Annotated in this window: 24 protein-coding genes and 4 tRNA genes; 11 read left to right on the top strand and 17 right to left on the bottom strand. The window is 61.5% G+C overall.

Annotated features, from left to right (window positions below):
* Positions 1-328: 328 nt before the first annotated feature.
* The 10 genes from rplA to AC5J09_RS18845 form a co-directional block, all read right to left on the bottom strand.
* Entirely contained in the window at positions 329-1,027 is a 699-nt protein-coding gene (gene rplA / locus AC5J09_RS18890) for a 50S ribosomal protein L1 (RefSeq protein WP_018099704.1), read from the bottom strand.
* 4 nt (positions 1,028-1,031) lie between these two features.
* Positions 1,032-1,460 (bottom strand): 50S ribosomal protein L11, encoded by a 429-nt coding sequence (gene rplK, locus AC5J09_RS18885; RefSeq protein WP_018099703.1) that lies wholly within the window; start codon positions 1,458-1,460, stop codon positions 1,032-1,034.
* 216 nt (positions 1,461-1,676) lie between these two features.
* Positions 1,677-2,207 (bottom strand): transcription termination/antitermination protein NusG, encoded by a 531-nt coding sequence (nusG, locus tag AC5J09_RS18880; RefSeq protein WP_003536182.1) that lies wholly within the window; start codon positions 2,205-2,207, stop codon positions 1,677-1,679.
* Positions 2,208-2,223: 16 nt separating this feature from the next.
* Positions 2,224-2,424: a preprotein translocase subunit SecE gene (gene secE / locus AC5J09_RS18875; protein WP_003536180.1), complete on the bottom strand. Its 201-nt coding sequence runs from the start codon at positions 2,422-2,424 to the stop codon at positions 2,224-2,226.
* Positions 2,425-2,607: 183 nt separating this feature from the next.
* Positions 2,608-2,683: transfer RNA gene (locus tag AC5J09_RS18870), tRNA-Trp, on the bottom strand.
* Between the two features lie 224 nt (positions 2,684-2,907).
* Entirely contained in the window at positions 2,908-3,801 is an 894-nt protein-coding gene (locus AC5J09_RS18865; protein WP_494298214.1) for an NAD-dependent epimerase/dehydratase family protein, read from the bottom strand.
* Positions 3,802-3,924: 123 nt separating this feature from the next.
* Positions 3,925-4,590, bottom strand: a complete 666-nt coding sequence (locus AC5J09_RS18860) for a hypothetical protein (protein ID WP_379942270.1) — start codon at positions 4,588-4,590, stop codon at positions 3,925-3,927.
* Between the two features lie 326 nt (positions 4,591-4,916).
* Positions 4,917-6,092 (bottom strand): elongation factor Tu, encoded by a 1,176-nt coding sequence (gene tuf, locus AC5J09_RS18855; RefSeq protein WP_100672242.1) that lies wholly within the window; start codon positions 6,090-6,092, stop codon positions 4,917-4,919.
* A 261-nt stretch (positions 6,093-6,353) separates the two neighbouring features.
* A tRNA-Gly gene (locus tag AC5J09_RS18850) sits at positions 6,354-6,427 on the bottom strand.
* 23 nt (positions 6,428-6,450) lie between these two features.
* A tRNA-Tyr gene (locus AC5J09_RS18845) sits at positions 6,451-6,535 on the bottom strand.
* Positions 6,536-6,750: 215 nt separating this feature from the next.
* On the opposite strand from AC5J09_RS18845, the gene AC5J09_RS18840 reads away from it, so the two are divergent.
* Entirely contained in the window at positions 6,751-7,626 is an 876-nt protein-coding gene (locus AC5J09_RS18840; protein WP_494298213.1) for a TrmH family RNA methyltransferase, read from the top strand.
* On the opposite strand, the gene AC5J09_RS18835 is transcribed toward AC5J09_RS18840, so the two are convergent.
* Together AC5J09_RS18835 and AC5J09_RS18830 are read right to left on the bottom strand one after the other, a co-directional pair.
* Positions 7,616-7,900 carry a hypothetical protein gene (locus AC5J09_RS18835; RefSeq protein ID WP_100672240.1) on the bottom strand — a complete coding sequence of 95 codons (285 nt, stop codon included), beginning with the start codon at positions 7,898-7,900 and terminating at the stop codon, positions 7,616-7,618. The two genes, AC5J09_RS18840 and AC5J09_RS18835, sit on opposite strands and share 11 nt — an antisense overlap.
* Before the next feature lie 108 nt (positions 7,901-8,008).
* Positions 8,009-8,629 (bottom strand): FMN-dependent NADH-azoreductase, encoded by a 621-nt coding sequence (locus AC5J09_RS18830; RefSeq protein WP_494298211.1) that lies wholly within the window; start codon positions 8,627-8,629, stop codon positions 8,009-8,011.
* A gap of 206 nt (positions 8,630-8,835) precedes the next feature.
* Between AC5J09_RS18830 and AC5J09_RS18825 the strand changes: the two genes are divergently transcribed.
* Together AC5J09_RS18825 and AC5J09_RS18820 are read left to right on the top strand one after the other, a co-directional pair.
* Complete coding sequence (locus AC5J09_RS18825; protein ID WP_411932877.1) at positions 8,836-9,777, top strand: LysR family transcriptional regulator; 942 nt, start codon at positions 8,836-8,838, stop codon at positions 9,775-9,777.
* A gap of 132 nt (positions 9,778-9,909) precedes the next feature.
* A complete protein-coding gene (locus AC5J09_RS18820; RefSeq protein ID WP_100672237.1) occupies positions 9,910-10,335 on the top strand; it encodes a bleomycin resistance protein in 426 nt (141 codons plus the stop codon).
* Positions 10,336-10,508: 173 nt separating this feature from the next.
* Here AC5J09_RS18820 and AC5J09_RS18815 read toward each other — a convergent pair.
* A tRNA-Thr gene (locus tag AC5J09_RS18815) sits at positions 10,509-10,584 on the bottom strand.
* A 194-nt stretch (positions 10,585-10,778) separates the two neighbouring features.
* Between AC5J09_RS18815 and AC5J09_RS18810 the strand changes: the two genes are divergently transcribed.
* Positions 10,779-11,552 (top strand): NAD kinase, encoded by a 774-nt coding sequence (locus AC5J09_RS18810; protein ID WP_018094900.1) that lies wholly within the window; start codon positions 10,779-10,781, stop codon positions 11,550-11,552.
* An 88-nt stretch (positions 11,553-11,640) separates the two neighbouring features.
* Positions 11,641-12,141, top strand: a complete 501-nt coding sequence (locus AC5J09_RS18805) for a hypothetical protein (RefSeq protein WP_494298209.1) — start codon at positions 11,641-11,643, stop codon at positions 12,139-12,141.
* A gap of 244 nt (positions 12,142-12,385) precedes the next feature.
* Here AC5J09_RS18805 and prfB read toward each other — a convergent pair.
* The 3 genes from prfB to AC5J09_RS18790 all read right to left on the bottom strand — a co-directional run bounded on the left by prfB (position 12,386) and on the right by AC5J09_RS18790 (position 17,665).
* Positions 12,386-13,517, bottom strand: a protein-coding gene (gene prfB, locus AC5J09_RS18800; RefSeq protein WP_100672234.1) for a peptide chain release factor 2 whose coding sequence is annotated in 2 segments (ribosomal slippage) — positions 12,386-13,447 and positions 13,449-13,517 — 1,131 coding nt in all. Because the reading frame shifts where the segments join, the coding sequence is not laid out codon by codon here.
* 97 nt (positions 13,518-13,614) lie between these two features.
* Entirely contained in the window at positions 13,615-16,068 is a 2,454-nt protein-coding gene (locus AC5J09_RS18795) for a penicillin-binding protein 1A (protein WP_494298208.1), read from the bottom strand.
* 364 nt (positions 16,069-16,432) lie between these two features.
* Positions 16,433-17,665 (bottom strand): N-acetylmuramoyl-L-alanine amidase, encoded by a 1,233-nt coding sequence (locus AC5J09_RS18790; RefSeq protein WP_494298207.1) that lies wholly within the window; start codon positions 17,663-17,665, stop codon positions 16,433-16,435.
* Positions 17,666-18,423: 758 nt separating this feature from the next.
* Here AC5J09_RS18790 and AC5J09_RS18785 point away from each other — a divergent pair.
* Positions 18,424-21,198, top strand: coding sequence for an Rne/Rng family ribonuclease (locus AC5J09_RS18785; RefSeq protein ID WP_494298205.1), 2,775 nt, complete (start codon positions 18,424-18,426; stop codon positions 21,196-21,198).
* Positions 21,199-21,361: 163 nt separating this feature from the next.
* Positions 21,362-21,577: a hypothetical protein gene (locus tag AC5J09_RS18780; RefSeq protein WP_494298203.1), complete on the top strand. Its 216-nt coding sequence runs from the start codon at positions 21,362-21,364 to the stop codon at positions 21,575-21,577.
* A 197-nt stretch (positions 21,578-21,774) separates the two neighbouring features.
* Here the strand turns inward: AC5J09_RS18780 and AC5J09_RS18775 are convergent, their stop codons facing one another.
* Positions 21,775-22,932, bottom strand: coding sequence for a pyridoxal phosphate-dependent aminotransferase (locus AC5J09_RS18775; RefSeq protein ID WP_100672228.1), 1,158 nt, complete (start codon positions 22,930-22,932; stop codon positions 21,775-21,777).
* Between the two features lie 227 nt (positions 22,933-23,159).
* Here AC5J09_RS18775 and AC5J09_RS18770 point away from each other — a divergent pair, with 227 nt between their 5' ends.
* The 4 genes from AC5J09_RS18770 (at position 23,160) to accC (ending at position 26,359) form a co-directional block, all read left to right on the top strand.
* Positions 23,160-23,927: a DsbA family protein gene (locus AC5J09_RS18770; protein ID WP_100672226.1), complete on the top strand. Its 768-nt coding sequence runs from the start codon at positions 23,160-23,162 to the stop codon at positions 23,925-23,927.
* Between the two features lie 129 nt (positions 23,928-24,056).
* Positions 24,057-24,503 carry a type II 3-dehydroquinate dehydratase gene (gene aroQ / locus AC5J09_RS18765; RefSeq protein WP_494298201.1) on the top strand — a complete coding sequence of 149 codons (447 nt, stop codon included), beginning with the start codon at positions 24,057-24,059 and terminating at the stop codon, positions 24,501-24,503.
* A gap of 23 nt (positions 24,504-24,526) precedes the next feature.
* The gene (accB, locus tag AC5J09_RS18760; protein ID WP_003533074.1) at positions 24,527-25,003 is read left to right on the top strand and encodes an acetyl-CoA carboxylase biotin carboxyl carrier protein; all 477 of its coding nucleotides are present in this window, start codon (positions 24,527-24,529) and stop codon (positions 25,001-25,003) included.
* 12 nt (positions 25,004-25,015) lie between these two features.
* The gene (accC, locus tag AC5J09_RS18755) at positions 25,016-26,359 is read left to right on the top strand and encodes an acetyl-CoA carboxylase biotin carboxylase subunit (protein WP_100672224.1); all 1,344 of its coding nucleotides are present in this window, start codon (positions 25,016-25,018) and stop codon (positions 26,357-26,359) included.
* Position 26,360 lies beyond the last annotated feature (1 nt).

The raw sequence follows: 26,360 nt of genomic DNA, 5'->3' as shown, positions 1-26,360 counted from the left end.
TGTCTCCAGTTGGCAGGGTTGCTCATCGCAGCCCTGCCGGGTTTGCCTTTGTCACCCGGGATCATTCTCGATCCCAAGCAACGCTTGAGGATCCTGTCCCTTGGCGTTCCCGGAAAGCCGGGTCTGACACAAGGCAAGCGAGGTTCGAACCGAATTCCGACGCGTCCGCGTCTTCATGAAATTCAGATCTTACCCGTCTCATGCGGGCCAGGTGATTAAGGTAAAACCACCCGCAATCTCGGACAGGAGTTCCGGGCGGTAGGCCCGGAATTTCCGGCCCCGAAAGGCCGGAAATCTGGTTACGGGCCGAAGCCCGTCAAATCGTCAATCAGGCAGCGCTGATCGTTGCCGGGTCGACCTTGAGGCCGGGGCCCATGGTCGAAGAAACAGCCACGCGCTTGACGTAGTTGCCCTTGGCGCCGGTCGGCTTTGCCTTGATCACGGCATCTGCGAAGGCGCGGATGTTCTCTTCGAGCGCCTTGGCATCGAAGGAAGCCTTGCCGATGCCGGCGTGAACGATACCCGCCTTCTCAACGCGGAACTCGACCGCGCCGCCCTTCGAAGCCTTGACTGCTCCGGCGACGTCCATGGTGACGGTGCCGACCTTCGGGTTCGGCATCATGCCACGCGGGCCGAGAACCTTACCGAGACGGCCGACGAGCGGCATCATGTCGGGGGTCGCGATGCAGCGATCGAAGTCGATCTTGCCGCCCTGTACGATTTCGACGAGCTCTTCCGCACCGACGACGTCGGCGCCGGCAGCCTTGGCTTCGTCAGCCTTCGCGCCACGGGCGAAAACGGCGACGCGAACCGACCGGCCGGTGCCGTTCGGCAGATTGACCACGCCGCGGACCATCTGGTCGGCATGGCGCGGATCGACGCCGAGGTTCATAGCGACTTCGATCGTTTCGTCGAACTTGGCCGTCGCACGCTCCTTGACCAGCGTTACGGCCTCGGTAAGGCCATAGAGCTTCGCCGGATCGATGCCCTCGCGGGACTTCTGTACACGCTTTGCAATCTTCGCCATGGTCTTAGCCCGTCACTTCCAGGCCCATGGAGCGGGCCGAGCCCTCAACCATCGCCATTGCGCCTTCGATATCGGCCGCGTTGAGGTCCTTCATCTTGGCCTCTGCGATCGTGCGGATCTGAGCCTTGGAGATCGAGCCGGCCTTGGCCTTGCCCGGGGTCTTGGAGCCCGCCTGGACCTTCGCTTCGCGCTTCAGGAAGTAGCTGACAGGCGGCTGCTTCATGACGAATGTGAAGGACTTGTCCTGGTAATAGGTGATGACGACCGGGATCGGCATACCCTTTTCCATTTCCTGCGTGGCGGCGTTGAACGCCTTGCAGAATTCCATGATGTTAATGCCACGCTGACCAAGCGCAGGACCGATCGGCGGCGACGGATTCGCCGAGCCGGCCTTTACCTGCAGCTTGAGCTGGCCTGCAACTTTCTTAGCCATTTCTCTCTGCCTTTCACTGCTCCTTTGCGGCGAGGCCGAAAAGGGAGCTCATCAGCCGGTTACCCGGCCATTTGCCGATCGATCGATCGGCGGCTGCGGTTGCGTGGTGCGGATGAACCGACCCGGCTTAAGGTCGGAAACCTCCCACGCGATGCGGATCGCTCCGCCGAACAAGCCGACAAATCGACCTGCCCATTCGTATTCGCTTACGCTCTATCAGACCTTTTCGACCTGGCCGTATTCCAGCTCGACAGGCGTCGCGCGGCCAAAGATCGATACCTCGACCTTCAAGCGCGACCGCTCTTCATCGACATCCTGAACGGTGCCGTTGAACGATGCGAACGGGCCGTCGGAAACGCGGACCTGCTCGCCGATCTCGAAGGAGACCGAAGGCTTCGGGCGCTCGACTCCGTCCTGCACCTGACCGAGAATACGGTCGGCCTCGTGATCCGGAATCGGCACCGGCTTGCTGTCCGTACCAAGGAAACCGGTCACTTTCGGCGTGTTCTTGATAAGGTGATAGGCCTCGTCGGTCAGATCGGCGCGAACGAGGACATAACCCGGAAAGAACTTCCGCTCCGCATCGACTTTGCGCCCGCGACGTACCTCGACCACCTTCTCGGTCGGGACGAGAATCTTTTCGAAGAGATGGGTGAGGCCCTTCTGCTTGGCCTTCTCCTCGATCGATTCGGCGACCTTCTTTTCGAAATTCGAATAGGCGTGAACAATATACCAGCGCGCAGCCATGCTACTCTCCACCCAATCAAGCGCCAACGTTGAGGATCAGGCTCATTACCCAACCCAGCAACTGGTCCGCACCAAAGAAAAAGGCGGCGGCAAAAGAGACCATGACGAAAACCATCAGCGTCGAGATCGTCGTCTCGCGCCGCGAAGGCCAAGTCACTTTCGACGTTTCAGCGCGCACCTGCTGCAGAAACGCAAATGGATTTGTTTTGGATGCCATATAATGCTCACGCCATTACGGCGCGTAAAGCCGACATGTCAGCCCCACGCACCGCGTGTCTGTTTGGACCCTACATAAAGACCGATTGCGAAAACCACAAGAGCCAATCAGCCTTTTTTGTGAATATACAAAGACGGCAATGCCGCCTTCCCCACGCATCCCAACACGGCAGGATTGGGAGAATGGCAGGGGCAGAGGGGCTCGAACCCCCGACCTGCGGTTTTGGAGACCGCCGCTCTACCAACTGAGCTATACCCCTACGGTGCCGCGACGCAACCGAACCGGTTGCATCCCAAGTCAGCGGCTTAATATTCAGTTTGCCGGACGCTTTCAAGCGCATTCGCAGCAAAAGAGAAAAAAGAATCAACAAAATTTCAGCCGCCCTCTCCGCGGGTGCCCGAACGGCGGCTGCGACGCCGCTCGAGGGACGAGGAAAGCGTGAGCGGCATTCCGACCGCTACACGCGCCTCAACTCATCGTGATCTACTCGTTCAGCCGTACATATTTCCGCCAATCGTGCTCTTCCTTGAAACCGAGGACCTCGCGGATCTTGCGATTGGAAAGCAGCCCTTCGAATTCGCCGATCTCGCGCGTGAAGGGAACATTTGGATAGAACTGCCTGGCCAGTTCGCGCGAAGGCGTGTTGGCCGATACCGTATCGTTCGCGGCGTTGAATATCGCGAAGCCGAGACCATCCTTCTCAACGCAAAGCTTCACGATCTGGCCGAGGTCACGGGCATCGATATAGCTCCAGGCGATCCTTTTGCGGATCTCCGGATGGGCGAAATAGTGCGGGAAGTCCGCATATTCATGCGGCTCGATCACGTTGCCGATGCGCAAAGCGTAAATATCGAAGCCGGAGCGCTCGGCGAAGGCCCTCGCCGTCTTCTCGTTCACCACCTTGGAGAGCCCGTAGGAATCCATCGGATCGACGTCGTAATCCTCTTCGAGGGGAAAGTGATGGAAGTCCCGGTGCCCTTCCGCAAAGCAGACGCCATAGGTCGTCTCGCTGGAAGCGACGATGATCTTTCGGATGCCGAGCTTCACCGCCGCCTCGATGACGTTGTAGGTACCCATCACGTTGACCCGGAAGGTTTCGTTGTCGGGCTTGATGAGAATGCGCGGAATGGCCGCGAAATGCACGACGGCGTCGAAGGGCTGCATGCCCTGGTCGAGATCGGGGAAGTCCCGGTGCATCGACAGCGCATTGAACATCTGGCCGCTGTCGGTGATGTCGGCGATCAGATTGGTGACGCCGGGGCTGTCGAGCGGCACGAGATCGACATTGTGCACCTCATAGCCGGCCTCGATGAGGTAGGGCACGGCGTGCCGCCCGGCCTTCCCCGAGCCGCCGGTAAACAGAATTCGCTTTTTCATGATATATCCCCACGCAGAAGAAGACGTGCTGCAGCGACTTTGCTGTATGCGCCGCTCTGTAGGTTAGGTACTTTGCGCCCTTGCGCAAGATCGATCGTGCGTGGCGCCGAGTGTTCCTGCGATTCACCACTTCAGACTATAGCGGACATCGACCACGCTGCGCGGCTCCAGCAACGGATCGGCGACGGCCGCGCCGAGGCGCAGATTTCCGAAATTCTGTTCCACCCCAATCCGGCTCACACCGCTGACGCCGTCACGCGAAACCTGGCTCTGCACGGTGAGCGACGTTCGGCTTGCGGGAGACACGAGCTTGGCGGATTGAGTGAGCTTCGGTTCGCTGCACCGGCTCTCATAGGCGTTGCATTGGATAGCGATGCTCCGGTGGACCTCCGCATCGAGCGTGGGCGTGACGATCCAGCTGCGCGCGGTACCGGCGCCGAAGTTGCCGGCCCCTCGCAAAGCATTGTAGTCCACGCTGACCTGAGAGGAACGCGTGACCGCCCCTCGCCCGCTTCCGCGCGAAGCCGTTCCCCAGAGGCGGACCGGCGCGCCGGGTGGATTGATCTTGCCAGAGCGTGTGGCGTCCATCGAGACTTCGGCACCGGCGGACGTGTTCCACCGGCCCGTGCGGCGAACGCCGAACCGGAACTTGTAGGAGTTGGCTCCGGTCTTGGAAGGCGACCAGATAAGCGGGCGGTCATCGGCGGCCGAGGCAAATTGCGGGGACTTCCCGACGCAGATCAAAACGATGCCAGCCGCGGCAAGCCGCGTGGGAATACGTCTTTTCATTGGCTTCCGATCCTGCTGCATATTTCCGCCAATCGGAGCCGATTGAGGACAAACATGCTGCAATTCAAGCGCTCAAGCGACCTTTGCGCGCCTAAAACGCGCGGCGCTGTAGGTCGCATTCGGCAAATCGTCAGGGCCGGAAGGTAACACGGACCGGCGGCAAGGTCCCGTAATATTCGGGCGATGCGTGCGGGACTATGCAAGCACTGTTGCAGACATCACACGCGAAAGAGATCGCCCGCCGCTTCAAAAGCGTTGATTGGTAGACGGCCAAAAAGAAAAACCCCGCGGTTGCCCGCGGGGTTCGAAGTCCGGTCCGACCGGAATTACTCGACGATGGAGGCGACGATGCCTGCGCCGACGGTGCGGCCGCCTTCGCGGATAGCGAAGCGCAGCTTTTCTTCCATCGCGATCGGCACGATCAGCTCGACGTCAACCGTGACGTTGTCGCCCGGCATGACCATTTCCGTGCCTTCCGGAAGCGTCACGATGCCGGTCACGTCCGTCGTGCGGAAGTAGAACTGCGGACGGTAGTTGGTGAAGAACGGCGTGTGACGGCCACCCTCTTCCTTCGTCAGGATGTAGGCTTCGGCCTTGAACTTGCGGTGCGGCTTGACCGAACCCGGCTTGCACAGAATCTGACCGCGCTCGACGCCGTTGCGGTCGACACCGCGAAGCAGCGCGCCGATGTTGTCGCCGGCCTGGCCCTGGTCGAGCAGCTTGCGGAACATTTCAACGCCCGTGCAGGTCGTCTTCGTCGTCGGACGGATGCCGACGATTTCGATTTCCTCACCGACCTTGACGATGCCGCGCTCGACGCGACCGGTCACGACCGTACCGCGGCCCGAGATCGAGAACACGTCTTCGATCGGCATCAGGAACGGCTGGTCGATCGGACGCTCAGGCGTCGGGATGTAGGCGTCGACCGCAGCCATCAGCTCGCGGATCGCGTCTTCGCCGATCTTCTTGTCCGAATCTTCAAGCGCAGCCAGAGCCGAACCCTTGATGATCGGAATGTCGTCGCCCGGGAATTCGTAGGACGACAGCAGCTCGCGCACTTCCAGCTCGACCAGCTCGAGCAGTTCAGCGTCGTCGACCTGGTCGACCTTGTTCAGGAACACCACGATCGCCGGAACGCCGACCTGGCGGGCGAGCAGGATGTGCTCGCGCGTCTGCGGCATCGGGCCGTCAGCGGCCGAAACAACCAGGATCGCGCCGTCCATCTGCGCCGCACCGGTGATCATGTTCTTGACGTAGTCGGCGTGGCCGGGGCAGTCGACGTGCGCATAGTGACGGTTCGGCGTCTCGTATTCGACGTGCGCCGTCGAAATGGTGATGCCGCGCGCCTTTTCTTCCGGCGCAGCGTCGATCTGGTCATACGCCTTGAACTCGCCGAAATACTTCGTGATCGCTGCCGTCAGCGACGTCTTGCCATGGTCAACGTGGCCAATCGTGCCAATGTTGACGTGCGGCTTATTGCGCTCAAATTTGCTCTTTGCCATGGGTACGCTTCCTGTGGTCAAATCGGATGGATCAGCCGGCGGGGCCGGTTTGTCGAGCCGTTTAAGGGTTTCGTCGCATTTGCGCAAGACTTAATTGCGTGCGCCGGAACGGCAAGGTCTCGCCTCTTCAGAAAGGCAGCGGCAAGCGGCGGCAGAAGTACCCAAAGCGCGACGCCTCTGGCCGGAAAATAGAACGTAAACAAGCGCGTGCGGCAAAAACCTGAAGTGCAGCGGATTTTTTTAATACTTTGAAAAAGAAGCTGGAGCGGGTAGCGGGAATCGAACCCGCGTATTCAGCTTGGAAGGCTGCTGCTCTACCATTGAGCTATACCCGCGGGCCTTCGATCCTGAAGCAGAATGGTGGAGGGAGTTGGATTTGAACCAACGTAGGCTGAGCCAACGGATTTACAGTCCGTCCCCTTTAACCACTCGGGCATCCCTCCATTTTTCTGTCGGGATCAATCGACCAAGCATTTGAGATCGCGTAAGAACCGGCGTCGTTTGTCGCCGCCCCGCGATCTGCGCCGGGTATATGACCGCCTGCATTCGTCCTGTCAACACGGCGAAATGCAAATTCTCAGAATTTCTCCACTGCCGACCGCAGCGGCGATTTCCGAAATCAGTTTCAACCGGAGGCGAAGCTCACTATAAGACCGGCATGAGCAAGGACAAGACCGGCGACAAGAGCGCCAAAGACACCCATTATGCAAATCTGCGCCGTGCGCACCGGGACGCCCGGCGCGAACGCGGGGAGATTCCGACTCCGCGCCAGGACAAGCGCGGAAAGCTGCCCGCCGACTGGAAGCCGCCGGCGCTTGCCCCGGACCAGGTGCTCCTCTACGGCCTGCACACGGTCCGCGCCGCCCTCGACAATCCGGAACGCCGCATCATCCGCCTCTCGGTAACGCAGAACGCCGCCGCGCGCCTGGAGCTCGGCGATCTGGCGGCGCTCCCCTTCCCGGCCGAGACTGTAACGCCGCAGGAGCTCGACCGCATGCTCGGGCCCGATGCCATTCACCAGGGCGTGATGCTGGAGACGCAGCCTCTGCCGCACCGCAAGCTCGAGGCTCTTCGCGACTGCCCCTTGATTCTCGTTCTCGATCAGGTGACCGATCCCCACAATGTCGGAGCGATCATGCGCTCGGCGGTCGCCTTCGACGCAGGCGCGCTCATCACGACGATGCGCCACAGTCCAACCGAATCAGGTGTGCTGGCGAAATCGGCCTCGGGTGCGCTGGAGCTCATTCCTTATATCCAGATCACCAATCTCGCCGACACCCTCGAGGAGCTCCACGAACTCGGCTTCATGACGATAGGCCTCGATTCGGAGGGGCCGCAGCCGCTCGAAGGCACATTCGCCGGCGACAAGATCGCGCTGGTGCTCGGTTCGGAGGGTAAGGGGCTGCGCCAGAAGACCCGGCAGACGGTCAAGGCGCTCGCACGGCTCGACATGCCCGGCGCGATCAAGTCGCTGAACGTGTCGAATGCCGCCGCCATCGCAATGTACGCGGCAAGACATCATCTTAGGGGATAGGAGCCGGCGGGACGATCGTCACGGCGAGCCCCGCCGTCGGGCAGCCGTCCTGCAATCTCTTCCAGGTCGTGACGTTGAGGTTCATTTCGCAGCGCGCGAGATAGGAGACGTCGCCGATGCGGATGCACGCAGTCTGGCCGAGTTCGTATTTGCCCCCATCGCGGTGACGACAGGTGCACCGCCCGCCCGGCGCAGACGCGGAAACACTTCCGGCCACCAGGGCGACGGCCGCGAGCGACAACGCCAGAAACCGCAGGGCGCGCACGCATTTCATGCCCGACAGAATAGCGCAGTTTCGACCCGATCAGAAACGGAGAATGCCGGCTGATTGCTCGGCCGGCATCCTCCGCAACGAACCGGCGCCACGGCGCCGGCCGAATGATTAGCTTGCGAGCTTCAGAACGTTGCCCTGAGCAATCGTCTTTTCGGCTTCGGCTATGGCGAACTGCTTCTGGTCGGGGCCGAGATTCAGGCCCTCTGCGCGGATGAACTCGATGTCCGTTATGCCGAAGAAACCGAAGACCGACCGCAGATAGGTTTCCTGGTGGTCCATGGCGGAAGCCGGGGCGACCGAATAATGACCGCCACGGGTGGAGGCGACGATCACCTTCTTGCCCTTGGCGAGGCCCTCCGGTCCTGCTTCGGTATAGCGGAAGGTTTTGCCGGCAACGGCCAGACGGTCGATCCACGCCTTGAGCTGGCTCGGGATCGAGAAGTTATACATCGGCGCACCGACGACGACCGTGTCGGCAGCCAGGAATTCCTCGAGCATCTGGCGGCCGATGCGCACATCGGCGGCCAGAGCGGCATCGACACCATCGAGATCTGCAGGCGCCATGATCTGTGCGCCGGTCAGGTGCGGAACGCGTTCGGATGCGAGATCCCGATAGGTGATCTCCGCATCGGGCTGGTCGGCCTTGAGCTGCGACACGATTGCCGACGTCAGGCGGCGGGAGACGGAGTGTTCGCCGAGAATGCCGGAGTCGATATAAAGGATTTTCATGGGAAGCACCTTTGCTTACGTTGCGGTGCATCACATATGATCTGCAAACAATCATTCGATAAGTCAGCGAATATTTGACATTCCGTTTCCCCAGGGAAACAATTCGGCATATATCGCGGCAGATGGCCCCCTGAGCTCCAATCGTCACCCTCCAATCGACGGGGAGCCGCACCGAACGTCGATACCGCCTTTGATGGGAGGCACTCATGCAGGATCTCAACGATATCGCGCTCTTCGCCGCAGTCGTCAAACACAATGGCTTCAGCGCCGCCGCGCGCGACCTGAACGTGCCGAAATCGAAGCTCAGCAAACATGTCGCACGCCTGGAGGAGCAATTGGGCGTGCGTCTGCTCGAGCGCTCGACGCGCAAGCTTCGAATGACCGAAATCGGCCGTATCTTTTACGAGCACGCCCAGGGGCTGCTCGACGGCGTGGCCGCCGCCGAAGCCGAGATCGCCGCAGTGCGCGCCGAGCCGACGGGCGTCGTCCGGCTCGCCTGTCCTATCGGCTTCACACCGATGCTCGCCGACATCCTGCCCGCCTTTCACCGCCGATATCCGGGTGTCCGCCTGTTGATCACCGCCTCCAACCGGCGGATCGATCTCATCGAGGAACGGATCGACGTGGCCTTGCGCGCACGCGACCAGCTCGACACCGACAGCCAGCTGATCGTCCGCAAATTCGGCGAAGTGCGCCAACGCCTCGCCGCCAGCCCGACGCTTCTCGCGCGCCTCGGTGAGATCACGACCGACAATCTTTCGCAAATGCCGACGCTGTCGATGAACGAGCAGCACCCCAATGATGTCTGGCGGCTCGTACACGCAACCGGGGGAGCGATCGAGATCGCTCACCGGCCCATCGTTGGCTGCAGCGATTTTCTCATCCTCGAGCGCGCGGCCATCGAAGGCATGGGCATAGCGCTGCTGCCCGACCATATCTGCGAGCGCGCCTTCCGAACCGGCGCCCTCGTTCCGGTCCTGCCGGAGTGGACCTCCGGCAACGTCATGGTCCACCTCGTCTTCCCCTCACGCCACGGCCTGCTGCCCGCGACCCGCGCCCTCATCGACTTTCTGGCGGAAAATCTGATCAAGGCGCTGGAGCGCTGCCGCGAGGTCGACCCGAGGCCGGCCGCGTCGTTCGAGATTTGATGATGGTGTTTCGTGCGTCCCGCCCGTATTCGCCTCGAAGCGAAGCGTTATCGGGCGCCGAGGACGAGGATGATCGGTAAGGCGAGGCATGTGGGAACCCGGAGGACTTGAAGATGTCCGGAGGACTTGAAGATGAGTAACGCGCTGGTACCAGAGTTTGCTGTCTCCGATTGGCAGGCTTCCAAAGAATTCTACTGTAATATCCTCGGTTTCTCGTGCGACTACGAACGGCCGGAAGAGGGCTTTTGTTATCTCAGTCGGGACGGCGCGGAACTCATGCTCGATCAGATCGGCGCGGGGCGCACCTTCGATGACGGCCACCTTCCGCAGAGTTATCCCTTTGGAAAGGGGCTGAACGTCCAAATTCGCGTTGCCTCAGCCGATGCCCTTGTTCGAGCCTTGACCGACAAGGGAATCGCGCTCTACCTCCCCCTCGAGGAACGCTGGTATCGACGGGGTGAGGAAGAGGTCGGCAATCGCCAGTTCGTGGTCGCAGATCCCGACGGATACCTGCTGCGGTTCTATGAGCCTTTGGGGCTGCGCCCCGGAGCTTCATGAGGCTGCTTCGCTTCTCATGTTGGCCCGCCGAAGCGGAGTGCAGCAGGGCCATATGAGGGCCTGTTGGACATAGTGCGGCCGCCCTCCGGACAAATCGGCGAGAGGATTTCCGCGTCTCCATTCCGAGTACGGATCAATACCAAAGTGAAGGAAAAACAACGGCGGAAGCGATATGGTGCCCCCAGAGAGACTCGAACTCCCGACCTACTGATTACAAATCAGCCGCTCTACCAACTGAGCTATAAGGGCATATTAGGGCTGGGAGTTACCATATTCTCTCCCGGTGTAAAGCAAAAATGCGGCTTCTCCCAATTTTTCGGATGCGTTCGTGCCGAGGCCGTGCCAGAAAAAGCGACCGTGGCGTCTACAGCGCCGCCCGCCTAAATTGACGCGAAAACAAGCGGAAGCGCCCCTGCCCCCGCAATGACAGACGGACTGAGTTCATGGCCCGCAAGTTCAACTCCCTCGCCTTCATCGCATCGCCGGCAGAGGAAGCGCAGAAGGCGGCCGAGGATCTCCGGGCCCTCTACGGAGATCATGATGCGGACAAGGCCGAAGTGATCGTCGCGCTTGGCGGCGATGGCTTCATGCTGCACACGCTCCACAGGACGATGAATACCGGCAAGCTCGTCTACGGAATGAACCGCGGCTCGGTCGGGTTCCTGATGAACCGCTACAGCACCGAGAACCTGCATCAGCGCATCGCCAATGCGGACGAAAACGCATTTCATCCGCTCGAGATGCGCACCACGGACGTCAACGGCGACAAGTTCACCGCGCTTGCCATCAACGAGGTCTACCTTTTCCGCCAGTCCTACCAGGCCGCGAAGTTGAAGGTCATCGTAGACGGAAAGACGCGGCTCGACGAACTGACCTGCGACGGGCTGCTTCTGGCGACGCCTGCGGGCTCCACCGCCTATAATCTTTCTGCGCACGGGCCGATCCTGCCATTGGAAGCGCCGCTTCTGGCGTTGACGCCCGTCAGCCCTTTCCGGCCGCGGCGCTGGCGCGGGGCGCTGTTGCCGAATCACGTGACGGTGGACATCGAAATCCTCGAGGCCGACAAGCGCCCGGTCAACGCCGTGGCAGACCACCAGGAAGTCAAGTCCGTCGTGCATGTCCGCATCGCCGAATCGGAGAAGCTCACGGCGCGGATCCTTTCGGATCCGGATCATTCCTGGTCCGATCGCATTCTCGCCGAGCAGTTTTCCAATTGAAATCACACGTTGCAAGACCGATATGGTATGATCACGGGCGGTAGCGTGCCTCGCGGTCCCGGCGTTCGGTTGCGAAGGATTATCCACAATGCACAAGGCCCTGCTGATAGCGCTCTGCCTGACCCTGCCCTCAAGCGCGCTTTTTGCTCAGGACAATGGCCTCCTGCCCCCGAACGTCATCTTCGTGACGAGCACGGGCTTTTGGGAGGAGAGCGGCGGCGCGCCGCAGCCGGACGAAAGCAGGGATGGCGAAAAGGGTGCGAAGACTGCGGCGCCCGGTGGGCGGCGCGGCTATTATAAACTGATTGCCGTTCGACAGGAGGACGGCACCGCGCACGTCCATCTGCAGCAGATCGCCTCCACTCCGACCGGTCCCGAGGTGGTTTCCTCCGCGGAACTGGAGGAATTCACGGCGCTGAAGCCCTATGTCACCGATATTCGCCCCGAAACCTCGACAGGGATCACGCCGCAGCCGGGAATGTTCGCGACGGTTTATCTGAAGACCGAAGCGGGCGCGACCGAGCCCGAGTCCTGGACGGTCCTCATCGACGAGCTCGGCGACATCAAGATCGAGCGCGCGACGAATTGAGGGTCACTGAACTTCGCCCCTCATCCGCCTGCCGGCACCTTTATAACTTGTCATTAGCCAAATCCGCCATGCTTGTGGATGCGGTGGCGAAGGGGACTAGGGCCCGCCGCGAGCCCCCTTCGCCCCGCTTGCGGGGGAGAAGGTGGCCGGCAGGCCGGATGAGGGGCGGCTTTCAGCGCAGACCGCACGCCGCCCATCCCGAAAGGAATTTCCCCTCGCCCCCTCAATACCGGGGCAACGGCAATCAGCTCAGGTCGTCGACGGCCGCATCCGCGCCACCGCTGACGCGATGTGCAAGGGCTGCCTCCATGAACTCGTTCAGTTCACCGTCGAGCACGTCGCCCGGGCTGGTGCTTTCGACGCCCGTCCTCAAATCCTTGACCAACTGATAGGGCTGAAGGACGTAGGAGCGGATCTGGTGACCCCAGCCTATATCGGTCTTCGACGCCGCCTCGACGTTGGCGGCCTCCTCGCGCTTCTTCAGTTCAGCCTCGTAGAGCCGCGCGCGAAGCATGTCCCATGCCTTGGCGCGGTTCTTGTGCTGCGAGCGTTCCTGCTGGCACTGCACCACGATGCCGCTCGGCATATGGGTGATGCGCACGGCCGAATCGGTCGTATTGACGTGCTGACCGCCGGCGCCCGAGGAGCGGTACGTATCGATCCGGCAATCGCTTTCATTGATGTCGATCTGGATCGATTCGTCCACGACGGGATAGACCCAGATGGACGAAAAGGACGTATGGCGGCGAGCGTTGCTGTCATAGGGAGAAATGCGGACGAGGCGATGCACGCCCGATTCCGTCTTCAGCCAGCCATAGGCATTGTGCCCCTTGACGAGAAGCGTAGCGGATTTGATGCCTGCTTCTTCCCCGTCCTGGATTTCCATGAGCTCGACCTTGTAGCCCTGGCGTTCGGCCCATCGCGTATACATGCGAAGCAGCATGTTCGCCCAGTCCTGGCTTTCCGTGCCGCCGGCGCCCGAATGGACTTCGAGATAAGTGTCGTTCTGGTCGGCCTCGCCCGAAAGCATGGCCTCGACCTGCTTCTTCGCCGCCTCGCCGCGCAATTGGCGAAGCGCTTCCTCGGCCTCCGAGACGATCGCCGAATCGCCCTCCTCTTCACCGAGTTCGATGAGCTCGATGTTGTCGTTGAGCTGCTGCTCGAAGCGGCGCAGGCCATTGATGCCATCGTCGAGCTGCTGGCGCTCGCGCATCAGTTTCTGCGCCTCGGCCGCATCGTTCCAGAGCGACGGATCTTCCGCCTTGTTGTTCAACCAGTCCAGTCGTCTTACCGCCTGATCCCAGTCAAAGATGCCTCCTCAGCAGGCTTATGGCCTGCTTGATTTCGTCGACGATGTTCTCGATTTCGCTGCGCATGATCCTGCTTCTTCAGGTGACTTTTCCAACGTGACGGTCAAATAGCGGTGCCCGCCGCCGATGTAAAGGCGACGGGCACCGCGTGCAATGGAAAGGGTCAGAACAGTCCGTTGGAGCCGGAGGTTACCGCCTGGTTGGCCTGCGGAGAGGTTCTCAATATTTCTTCCGGCGGCGCATATTCGTCGAGGTCGCCGATGACCGAGAAGGTGTCCGCAGGGCCGGTGCCCGGCTTGAAGGCTTCGATGATCGTGTCCGGCTCGCCCTCGACGGCCGCCATGCCGGTCTTGCGGTTGACGGGAATAAGGCTCATGCCTTCCGGCACGACGAACTTGCCGGGACGGGTACCCTCCACCGCCTTCTGCATGAAGGCGTTGAAGATCGGCGCCGACAGGCCGCCGCCGGTCGACCCGCGCCCGAGCGGTGCCGGGTCGTCGAAGCCGAGATAGAGCCCCGCGACGAGGTCGGGAGTGTAACCCACGAACCAGGCGTCCTTCTCGTCATTGGTCGTGCCGGTCTTGCCCGCGACAGGGCGATCGAGTTTGATCTTGCCTGCCGCGGTCCCCCGCGCGACTACGCCTTCCATCATGGAGGTGATCTGATAGGAGGTCATCGGGTCGAGGACCTGCTCGCGATTGTCGATCAGCACCGGCTCTTCCTGAGCTTCCCAATGGTCGGCATTGCAATTCTCGCAGGCCCGGTCCTCGTGGCGGAAGATGGTCTTGCCGTAACGGTCCTGGATTCGGTCGATCAGCGACGGCTTGATCTGCTTGCCGCCATTGGCGATGACGGCATAGGCGGACACGAGACGCAGCACCGTCGTTTCGCCGGAACCGAGGGACATCGCAAGAAGCGGCGCCATCTTGTCGTAGATCCCGAAACGTTCGGCATATTCGGCGACGATGTTCATGCCCAGGTCGTTGGCAAGCCGGACCGTCATCAGGTTGCGCGATTTTTCGATGCCGAGGCGGAGCGTCGACGGTCCGGCAGAGCCGCCGCCGTAGTTTTCGGGCCGCCAGACCTGACCGCCCGCGACGATCTCGATAGGCGCATCCAGAATGACCGATGCCGGGGTATAGCCGTTGTCGAGGGCGGCCGCGTAGACGAAGGGTTTGAAGGCGGAACCGGGCTGGCGCATCGCCTGAGTCGCGCGGTTGAACTCGGACTGTCCGTAGGAAAACCCGCCGACCATCGCCAGCACGCGGCCGGTATGCGGGTCCATCGCGACCAATCCGCCCTGAACCTTCGGCGGCTGGCGCAGCCGATATTCGCCGGGCTCTTGCAACGGCTCGACATAGACGACGTCGCCCGGCCCGAAGACCCCCTCCGGCGACTTGGCGTTCTTGCGCTTTCCGCCCGCGGAGCGATAGGCCCACTGCATGTTCTTGGCGGCAATCCGCCCGGTCACCCGTTCAGGCACGATCTTGCCCGAGACTTCCTTTTCCGGCTGGACGCCGATTTCGGCGCCTTCGCTGTCTACAGAGAGCACGACCGCCAGTTTCCATTCCGGCACGTCGCTGAGCATGGGGATCTTGCTCAGCGGCTCGCCCCAGTCGCCGCCGATCTCGATTGTCTTCACCGGACCGTGAAAGCCTCGCCGCTCGTCGTAGTTCAAAAGCCCGTCCTGAAGCGCCTTGCGCGCCGCAATCTGCAGCCGCGGATCCAGCGACGTGCGCACGGAAAGCCCGCCCTCGTAAAGGGCCTTGTCGCCGTATTTCTGGATGATCTGACGACGCACTTCTTCGGCGAAGAAATCGGAGGCGAAGAGGTGCGCGCCGCCGCGCCGCGGCTTGACGCCGAGCGGTTGTTGCTTTGCCTCCTCGCCGTCAGCCTTGGTGACGTATCCATTTTCGACCATCCGATCGATCACCCAGTTGCGGCGCTCGATCGCAGCCTCGACCTCGCGGAACGGGTGATAATTGGCCGGCCCCTTGGGCAGGGCCGCAAGATAGGCGGTCTCGGCAATCGTCAGTTCCGTCACCGACTTGTCGAAATAGGTCAGCGCCGCCCCGGCGATGCCGTAGGAATTCAGCCCGAAGAAAATCTCGTTGAGATAGAGTTCGAGAATGCGGTCCTTGCTGTAGGCCTGTTCGATGCGGAAGGAGAGGATCGCTTCCTTGATCTTGCGATCGAGCGTCTGGTCGGAGCTCAGAAGGAAATTCTTGGCGACCTGCTGGGTGATCGTCGACGCTCCGACCGGGCGCCGACCGGAGCCGAAATTCTGCACATTGACGACGATGGCGCGCGCAAGGCCCGTCACGTCGACACCCGGATGCCGGTAGAAATTCTTGTCTTCCGCCGAGATGAATGCGGCCTTGACGCGATCGGGTATCGCCTGAATGGGCAGATACAGCCGGCGCTCGCGCGCATATTCGGCCATCAGCGCGCCGTTACCCGCATGGAAGCGCGTCGTCACCGGCGGTGCATAATTGGCCAGCACCTCATAGTCGGGCAAGTCCTTGGTGATGCCGCCGAGATAGATCGCGACGGCCGCGGCTGTGCCAAGCAGCAGAAACGCACCAATGCCAAAAAAATATCCAATCAGTCTGATCATCAGTCAGGTACCGGTATCTAATTATCGTCCCATTGCGAGGTCGCCGAGTGCCCGAACGCTCGTTTTCCGCGAAAGGAAGCCGACTTCGCCAAACTCTTCCAAAGAAATCGTCCGGCATTTTCAGTTACACGCGTTTGGGCTCCCTCATATGGCCAGGAACCTGAAGCATCAACACCGTTTCCCACAAATCGGGACGCCCTCCCCCTAAGGGGCCCGGATTGTGAGTAAAATAGGGCTGTTACCGGATTATACAGTGCGCATCCGCTGAAAAGCATATCGCTGTTACCGGCTCGACACAAATCACATCCCCATTCCGTGGCGCCGGGCTGGGACGAGATCAGCGATCCCGGAATGCCCTGCGCATTCAACCGCCGTTTGCAACCGCGGTGTTCCGGTAGCGCTGAACGGCGTCCGCAAGCAGCGCGGATACCTTCTTCCGCCATTCCGCATCGAGCAGTTGCTTCTCATCTTCCTTGTTCGACAGGAAGCCGAGCTCGAGCAGCACCGAGGGCACGTCCGGCGCCTGCAGGACCCGGAACCCCGCATGGCGGTGCGGATTGTTGATCAGCTTGATCTGCCCTTCGAACGAGGAAATGACGCTTCGGGCGAGGTTGACCGAGAAAGCCTGCGTTTCGCGGCGGGTGAGATCGATGAGGATATCCGCGACTTCGGCCGGCTCGCTTTCGAGCGGAATCCCGGCAATCTCGTCGGAGAGATTCTCGCGTGCGGCAAGATCGGCTGCGAGGTGGTCGGACGCCTTGTCGGAGATCGTGTAGACCGTGGCTCCCCGAATATCCTTCTGCCGTAATGTGTCGGCGTGAACCGAAATGAACAGGTTGGAGCCTCGCTGGCGTGCAATCTGCACGCGTTGAGGGAGGGAGAGAAATTCGTCGCGCTCCCGCGTCAGAAACGCCTCGATGCCGGGTTCGTGATTGAGCCGTTCCACCAGCTCCTTCGCGAAGGCCAGGGTCACGTGTTTCTCTTCGGTTTTCGTGACGCCACCGATTGCACCGGTATCGATTCCGCCATGGCCGGCATCTATCGCAACCACGAAGACGCCGGCCTTCGGGGGTGGCGCGGCGGCAGGCCGGTCGGTCTTGGCGGAGGGCACCGTGCCGGTCCACTGCTGCTCGGCCAGGAGCTTGTCGAAGCGGTCCTGGCCGATCCTCTCCGCATCGAGCACGAGGCGAAAGCCCTTCCCGTCCTCCACCGGCTTCACTTCCGCATGGGTCACCTCCGTCGGCCCCTTGGCGGAGAGCACAAGCCGCGAGGCCCCTGCCCCCATTCCGCCGTAGCGGATGGCGTCGAACAACCCGCGAGGCTGCAGGCTCTCCGGTTTCAGTCCGAACGACGTTTCCGGCAGATCGACGATGACGCGAAAAGGATTGGCGACGTAGTGGATGGAGAAGGCCGGCTCGCGATCGAACTCGATGACCAAGCGCGTGCGGGCATCGTCGCCGGCAATCCGCGCGGCATAGGCGAGGAGAGGCACCGGCTCGCCGGCGCGCACGCCCGCCACGGGCGACAGGAGAAGCAAAACGGCACCAAAGGCAGCGACGAGCGCGCGCATACCGCGACGACGCCCGATCGCCTCCATGGAACACAGCCTAGTCGCCGAACGCCTCACCTGAAACCCCGCATTCATCCAATCAACGTACCGGCGAAGGTCTCCCCGGCACCCCCTATCCGCCCCTCAACCAATGAACCCTCAGGGTTAACCAAAGCTTGACGCGGAGGCCGTCGCACCGCCCGTCAGCCGGCGCTGTCTTCTCCTGAAGGTCCGGTTACACCCGCGCAAGCGAATCGATCAATATTGTGGCGGTAAAGGCTTTTCCCTTGCCAATGTGACATGGAAAACATAAAAGCGTCACAAGGAGAAAGTGTTGACGGGATAGAATCGTCGGCCGGGCAGCCGGAGCTTTTAGACGAGCTTGGCGCCAGGGAGTGATCGAGCCGGAACAACCGGTTGCAACCGTATCAAGCTTCCGCGGCCGCAGGAATTCATCCGCCGTCGCCGCATTTCCTCCTCCGTATACTGGTTCGCAAATTTCCGGCGGTGGCCGGAGTTCTTGATGGTGAATTTCACCGGATGCCCGCAAGCGGGCGCATTCATCGGGCCTCTTCCAGAGGTCCAGGACATTGGCATTCTTGTTTGGTCTTTGATGTGACTCAGCAGTATCGGTCAGAAGTAGAGCGGCCCCGGGACCCCAGCGTTCCGGCTGCCGTCTGGCTGCTGCACCATCGCCTGCGCCAAACAGGACCTTTCATATCCGGCGCAGCCTCCGACGTCTTCGACAGCCTTCTTGAAAAAGGCACTCTGTCTGTCGTCCCGCCGCGCCGAGGAGCACAGCTTAGATGGCAGAGAAAATGCTTATCGATGCGTCTCACTCAGAGGAGACGCGCGTCGTTGTCGTACGCGGGAACCGCATAGAAGAATTCGATTTCGAATCGGAACATAAGAAGCAGATCCGCGGCAATATCTACCTGGCGAAGGTAACCAGAGTGGAGCCGTCGCTCCAGGCGGCCTTCGTCGATTACGGCGGCAATCGCCACGGGTTTCTGGCCTTCGCCGAAATCCATCCCGACTACTACCAGATCCCCCTCGCCGATCGTCAGGCCCTGTTGAAGGCGGAAGCCGAAGAGGCTCGCCGCGACGATGACGAGCCGAACGACACCGTGGCGGAACAGAAATCCGCGCCGGCCGGCGATACGGTTGCCGAAGTCGTGGCACAGGCCGAAGCCGCCGAGGCAGCCGGAGAAGCCGCCGAGGCCGCTGCGGAGAAGCCGAAGGCCAAGGCCAAGCCGAAGCGTACCCGCCGCGCGAAGCCGAAGGCCGGCGAAGAGCCCGTGGCGCCTGAGGGCGGCCCGTCGGAAGACGGTGAAGGCGACAAGAACGAAATGGCCGCGGTGGTCGATACCGATTCGATCTCCGAGGATATCGACGCGCGTCGTCAGCGTGACGACGACGATGACGACGACAATCACGACGGCGAAAAGGAAATCATCGAATCCGTCGGCGCCGAAGATGCCATGGAAGAGGTAGCGGATCGTCATATCCGCAAGCCGCGCAAGCAATACCGCATTCAGGAGGTGATCAAGCGCCGGCAGATCCTGCTGGTTCAGGTCGCAAAGGAAGAGCGCGGCAACAAGGGTGCGGCACTCACGACCTATCTTTCGCTCGCAGGCCGCTACTCCGTTCTCATGCCGAACACGGCGCGCGGCGGCGGCATTTCGCGCAAGATCACCAACCTGCAGGACCGCAAGCGTCTGAAGGAAATCGCCCGCGGTCTCGACGTGCCGCAGGGAATGGGTGTGATCCTGCGCACCGCCGGGGCCAATCGCACGAAAGTCGAGATCAAGCGCGACTTCGAATACCTCATGCGGCTGTGGGAGAACGTCCGCACGCTGACGCTGAACTCTACTGCCCCCTGCCTCGTCTACGAGGAGGGCAGCCTTATCAAGCGATCGATCCGTGATCTCTACAACAAGGACATCAGCGAGATCGTCGTTTCGGGCGAGGAAGGCTACAAGGAAGCCAAGGGCTTCATGAAGATGCTGATGCCGAGCCACGCAAAGGTCGTGCAGCCCTATCGCGACGTGCATCCGATCTTCTCCCGCTCCGGCATCGAAGCGCAGCTCGATCGCATGCTGCAGCCGCAGGTGACGCTGAAGTCTGGCGGCTACATCATCATCAACCAGACCGAAGCTCTGGTTTCCATCGATGTGAACTCCGGTCGTTCGACGCGCGAACACTCGATCGAGGATACGGCTCTCCAGACGAATCTCGAGGCAGCCGAGGAAGTAGCGCGGCAATTGCGCCTTCGCGACCTTGCCGGCCTGATCGTGATCGACTTCATCGACATGGAAGAGAAGCGGAACAACCGCTCCGTCGAGAAGAAGCTCAAGGATTGCCTGAAGAACGATCGGGCCCGTATCCAGGTCGGCCGCATCTCGCATTTCGGCCTGCTCGAAATGTCTCGCCAGCGCATTCGCGCCTCGGTGCTGGAAAGCACGATGCAGACCTGCCCGCACTGCAACGGCACGGGCCATATTCGTTCGCAATCCTCCGTTGCCCTGCATGTTCTGCGCGGCATCGAGGAACATCTGCTCAAGAACACCACGCACGACATCAGCGTGCGCACGACACCCGATATCGCGCTCTACCTGCTCAATCAGAAGCGCAGCTCGATCACGGACTACGAACAGCGCTTCGGTGTCTCCATCTTCATCGAAGCGGACGCCCATGTCGGTGCGCAGCACTTCGCGATCGATCGCGGTGAACCGGTCGAAAATCCGGTGAGGATCGACCAGATCCTGCAGTTCGAGCCGGAGCCGGAAGACGAAGAAGAGGTCCTCATCGAGGAGGAGACCGACGAAGAGGAAGCGGAAGAGATTGCTGCCGAGCGTCAGGACCAGAAAAAGGGTCAGACCGACGAGCAAGGCGGCCGCAAGCGCAAGCGTCGTCGCCGCCGGCGCGGCAAGGGTACGGGTCAGGGGGCGGACGAAGCCTTCGCTGAGGCCGCCGACGCGGCTGAGGACGAGACCGGCGATGAAGGCGCCGTGGACGATGCCGAGGATGAAGGCGACGCCACGGATGCCCTGAATGGCGATAGCGAGCAGAAGCGCAAGCGTCGCCGCCGCGGCAAGCGTGGCGGCCGCCGCAGTCGTCAGGATGAACTTGCTGAAGCCGAGGGCGAGGCCGGCGTGGCTGCAGAAGCCGGCGAAGCGGCCGGTGACGACGCAGAGGCGGAAGTCCTCCCAGCCGCGGCAGCCGAGGAGACGTCGCCGGATATCGCGGCAGCCGCTGCCGTCGAGGCAGCAGCGGAGGAGCCGAAACCGGCAAAACCCCGGCGCAGCCGCAAGAAGGCAGTCAAGGCCGAGGCGCCGGCCGAGAGTGTCGACGAAGGAGCCGAGAAGGCCGTCGAGTCCCAACCCGAAACACCCGAAGCCGCCCCTGAGGCGGTGGAGGAAGCTGTTGCCGATCTGGAAGGTGCAAAGCCTGCGCGCGCAAACCGGGATCTGTCGGCGATCGCTACCGAGCCGGTCGTGACGTCCAGCAAAAGCGAGGGCGAAGAGGAGCCGGCAAAACCCAAAAAGGGCGGCTGGTGGCAGCGCCGCGGTTTCTTCTAAGAAGCAAAGAAATAGCCCGGAGCGATCCGGGCTTTTTCATGGCCGGGACGCGTGGCGGCTCAGGTGTGAGCTGCCCCATTGAAAAACTCCGCCCTTTCCGGACGGAAAGCCGCACATAGTTTTCCTTATCCCGCTCTATACTTTCCAGAGGGAGGACGAGGCCATGCACAAGTTCACAGTCATCGTTACGGAAGAGTTCGAAGCCGACACTGCCGAGGAAGCTGCCTTGCTCATGTATCAGCAACTGACCAACGGGCCGGCCCCTTTGCATTATTCGGTCACGGATGAAACGAAGCTCGCAACCAACCTGACACTGGACCGGAAAAAGGCAGATGAGTTTGCCAGTGTCGATCACACCGCAGACCCCGGCAACTGGTAAAAGCCGGCGCAACTACCCGCGACGGCTTGGTTGATTTCCTCATTTCTGTGCTTGTCGCAGGAATCCAGCCAGCCCAAGTCCTTGGGCTGAAAGAACGCTTCCCGCGCCGCAGACGCGGCGCTACCCTCATTCCTGTGACAAGCACAGGAATGAGGAAATCAAACAAGCGCCGCGGGCGGCCCGAATCTCAACAGGCCTTAGGCCAGCCAGCGCGCGATGCGGTTCATCGCCTCCTCCATCTCGATAGCCGCGCCCGCATAGGAAAAGCGCATGGTGCGATGCCCTTCGACGGGATCGAAGTCGAAGCCGGGCGTTGCCGCGACGTCGATCTCGGCCAGCATCCGACGGGCGAAGGCCATGCTGTCATTGGTGAAGCGGCTGACATCCGCATAGGCGTAAAATGCGCCGTCCATCGGCGAGGCGATCGAGAAGCCGATCTGCGGCAGCCGTTCGAGCAGCAGTGCCCGGTTCGCGGCATAGGCACGCTTGTAGCCGTCGAGCTCCTCATGTGCGCCGAGAGCCGCCTCCGCGGCAATCTGTGACAGCTCCGGCGGCGAAATATAGAGGCTCTGCGCAATGCGCTCGAAGGCACGCACCCGCGCCTCGGGTAGAACCATCCAGCCGATGCGCCAACCGGTCATACAGTAATATTTGGAGAAGGAGTTGATCACGACGGCGTCGTCGGCGACTTCAAGCGCCGTCGTCTCCTCCCCGGCGAAAGTAAGGCCGTGATAGATCTCATCGGAAATGAAGGCGATCGAGTGGTCCCGGCAATAATCGGCGAGCGCCTTCAGCTGCGCCTTGCCGGTCACCGTTCCCGTCGGGTTCGCCGGGCTTGCGAGAAGCACGCCCTTCAACGGTTTTCCGCCCCGTGCGGCGGCGCGCTCCAGGCTGTCCGGGGTCAAAGTGAAGCCGGCATCGGCATTGGCTTCGATCTCGACCACTTCGAGCCCGAGCGCGGCCATGATGTTGCGATAGGCGGGATAGCCCGGGCGGGCGATAGCCACGCGATCGCCCGGATCGAACAGGGCGAGAAAAGCGAGATTGAACCCGGCCGACGATCCGGTCGTCACCGCAATCCGCTGCGGATCGAGCGTGATGCCGTGTCGGCTGTGATAGTGAGCGGCAATCGCCCTCTTCAGGGAGAGTGTGCCAAGAGCGTCCGTATAGCCGAGCCGACCGTGATCGAGTGCCCTCCTTGCTGCATCGAGTGCCGCTTTCGGCGCCGGATGCGCGGGCTGACCGACCGCCATGGATATGACCGGGTGGCCGGAATCGCGCCGCCGCGTGGCCTCGGCCAGCACATCCATGGCGTGGAACGGCTCGACTGCGCTGCGTTTCGACATCTGTGCCAAAGGAAGGTCCTCGCGAGTTTCTTGATGCCCTTTGCCCCATCGCTCGCGGCTTCACAAGTCCGCGAACGCCGCAATTCGGCCGATTTTGCCGTTTCGTTTCCCTCCGCCACGCCCTATGCTTCAACCAGTCGGCGCAAGCCGGGACTTGTCGTCGTCTTCAAACTGGCGCATTGACGCAAGCGTGCGGAGCCTACGACCGACATAGAACAGCAGACCACGAGGAAAGAATGACGCTCAAGATGAAGATGATTGCCGCAGCATCCCTGATCGCGCTTGCTGCCGGCGTCGCCCTGCCCGGTCCCGCGGCGGCGCTCGATGCCAAGCAGAAGGAGGAATTCGGCGCCTTCATCAAGGAGTACCTGCTCGCCAATCCGGAGATCATGCTGGAAGTGCAGGAAGCCCTCACCTCCAAGCAGCGGGCCAAGCAGCAGGAAACCGCTCAGGCGGCAATCGCCGACAACAAGAAGGCGATCTTCAACTCTGCCTACGACATTGCCCTCGGCAATCCGGACGGCGATGTGACGATCGTCGAGTTCTTCGATTACAACTGCGGCTATTGCAAACGGGCTCTCTCCGACATGGACGACATCCTCGCCAAGGACAAGAATGTCCGCTTCGTTCTCAAGGAGCTCCCAATTCTCGGGCCGGACTCGCTCGCGGCCCACAAGGTCAGCGCCGCCTTCCGCGTGATCGCACCAGAGAAATACGGCGATTTCCATCGCGCCCTGCTCGGGGGAGAGGAGCGCGCGACGGAGGAAACCGCGATCGCCGTTGCGGCCAAGCTCGGCGTGACGGAAGCGCAGTTGCGCGAAAAGATGGATGACGGGCCGTATGATGCCTCGATGCGCGAAGCCTATACGCTCGCCAACGAGCTCGGCATCACGGGAACGCCTTCCTACGTCGTCGGCAACGAGGCGGTCTTCGGCGCTGTCGGGGCGCCAGAGATCGAACAGAAGGTCGCCAACATGCGTGCGTGCGGCAAGACCGCCTGCTGACGCCCGGCCGGCCACCGCCCCTATCGGAACAGCACGACTTGTGGACAAAGCCCGCGGGTACCCAGGGGGCTTTTCCTCGGGGAACCATCAGTCTATAGGTAACCCTCCATCACCGGACCGGATTCCCTTATGCCTTCGACTATCTTTGTGCTGAACGGCCCAAACCTGAACGCGCTCGGCAAACGCGAACCGAGTATCTATGGCGGCAAGACGCTTGCCGACATCGAAGCGATGTGCAAGGAGGAGGCCAGACACCTCGGCTTCGACGTCGACTTCCGGCAGTCGAACCATGAAGGCACGTTGGTCGACTGGTTACACGAGGCTGGCGAAAAGGCAGTCGGCATCGCCATCAATCCCGCCGCCTACGGACACACCTCCATCGCCATGCACGATGCCATTCGGGCGATCACCGTCCCCGTGGTGGAGCTGCATCTTTCCAATATTCATGCGCGCGAAGAATTCCGGCACAAGTCGATGATCGCGCCAGCCGTCAAAGGCGTTATCTGCGGTTTCGGCGCACAGAGTTACATTCTGGCGCTGCATGCGCTAAAGAACCTGACGGAAAAATCCAAATAAGAAGAACACGAGGCTCATATCCCATGGCTGAAAAGAAACCGGGTATCGATCAGGCGCTGATCCGTGATCTCGCCAATATCCTTAACGATACCGACCTCACCGAGATCGAAGTGGAGCAGGACGATCTGCGCATCCGCGTTTCGCGGAACGGCACGCCTGTTGCCATGTCCATGCCGGCGATGCCCGCCTACCAGGTGCCGCCCGCCATCGCCGCCGGCCAGCCGGCTGGTGCGCCCCAGGGTGCCGCCGAAGGCGGTCACAATGCCAAGAACGCAGTGACGGCCCCCATGGTCGGCACCGCCTATCTCGCCCCGGCTCCGGGCTCCCGCCCCTTCATCGAAGTCGGTGCGGTGGTAAAGGAAGGTCAGACGATCCTGATCATCGAGGCAATGAAGACGATGAACCAGATTCCGGCCCCCCGCTCCGGCAAGGTGACGGAAATTCTCGTGCAGGACGCCGCCCCGGTCGAATATGGCGAACCCCTGATCGTGATCGAATAGGGCACGGTGGCGATGATCTCGAAAATCCTCATTGCCAATCGCGGCGAAATTGCTCTGCGCGTCCTGCGCGCCTGCAAGGAGCTCGGCATCGCGACCGTGGCCGTGCACTCGACGGCGGACAGCGACGCCATGCATGTCCGGCTCGCCGACGAGAGCGTCTGCATCGGCCCGCCGCCTTCGCGCGAGAGCTATCTGAACATCCATCAGATCGTTGCCGCCTGTGAGATCACCGGTGCGGATGCGGTGCATCCGGGTTACGGCTTCCTCTCGGAGAACGCCAAGTTCGCCGATATCCTCGATGCGCACGGCATCACTTTCATCGGACCGACTGCCGAGCACATCCGCCTCATGGGCGACAAGATCACCGCCAAGAAGACGGCGGAAGAACTCGGCATTCCGGTGGTTCCGGGCTCCGATGGCGAAGTGAAGCCGGAGAACGCCCTGGAGATCGCCCGCCAGATCGGATTCCCCGTGCTGATCAAGGCGACGGCGGGTGGTGGTGGCCGCGGCATGAAGGTCGCCCGCACCGAGGAGGAACTCGAAAATGCGGTTGCGACGGCACGTTCCGAAGCGGCGGCCGCATTCGGCAACGACGCGGTCTACATGGAGAAGTTTCTCGGCAAGCCGCGCCATATCGAAATCCAGGTCGTCGGGGATGGCGAGGGCAATGCGATCCATCTCGGTGAACGCGACTGCTCGCTGCAGCGCCGCCATCAGAAGGTCTGGGAAGAAGCCAATTCCCCGGCCCTGAACGTCGAACAGCGCATGAAGATCGGTCAAATCTGCGCCGAGGCGATGAAGAAGTTGAAATATCGCGGCGCCGGCACGATCGAGTTCCTCTACGAGAACGGCGAGTTCTACTTCATCGAGATGAACACGCGCCTGCAGGTCGAACACCCGATTACCGAAGCGATCACCGGGATCGACCTCGTGCACGAGCAGATTCGCGTGGCGTCCGGAGCCGGCCTCTCTGCCAAGCAGGAGGATATCGTCTTCTCCGGTCACGCCATCGAATGCCGCATCAATGCCGAAGATCCGCGCACCTTCGTTCCTTCTCCGGGCACGATCACGCATTTCCACGCCCCGGGCGGCCTCGGTGTGCGCGTCGACAGCGGCGCCTATCAGGGTTACCGTATCCCCCCCTACTATGACAGCCTGATCGGTAAACTGATCGTCCACGGCCGGACGCGCGTCGAATGCATGATGCGGCTTCGCCGCGTACTCGATGAATTTGTCATCGACGGCATCAAGACGACTCTTCCCCTTTTTCAGGACCTGATCAACAATCAGGATATCGCAAACGGCGATTATGATATCCATTGGCTGGAGCACCATCTGGCCACAACATCCGCATAGG

This window comes from Sinorhizobium sp., assembly GCF_059070375.1.
This window is presented reverse-complemented; position numbering and strand designations above follow the sequence as displayed.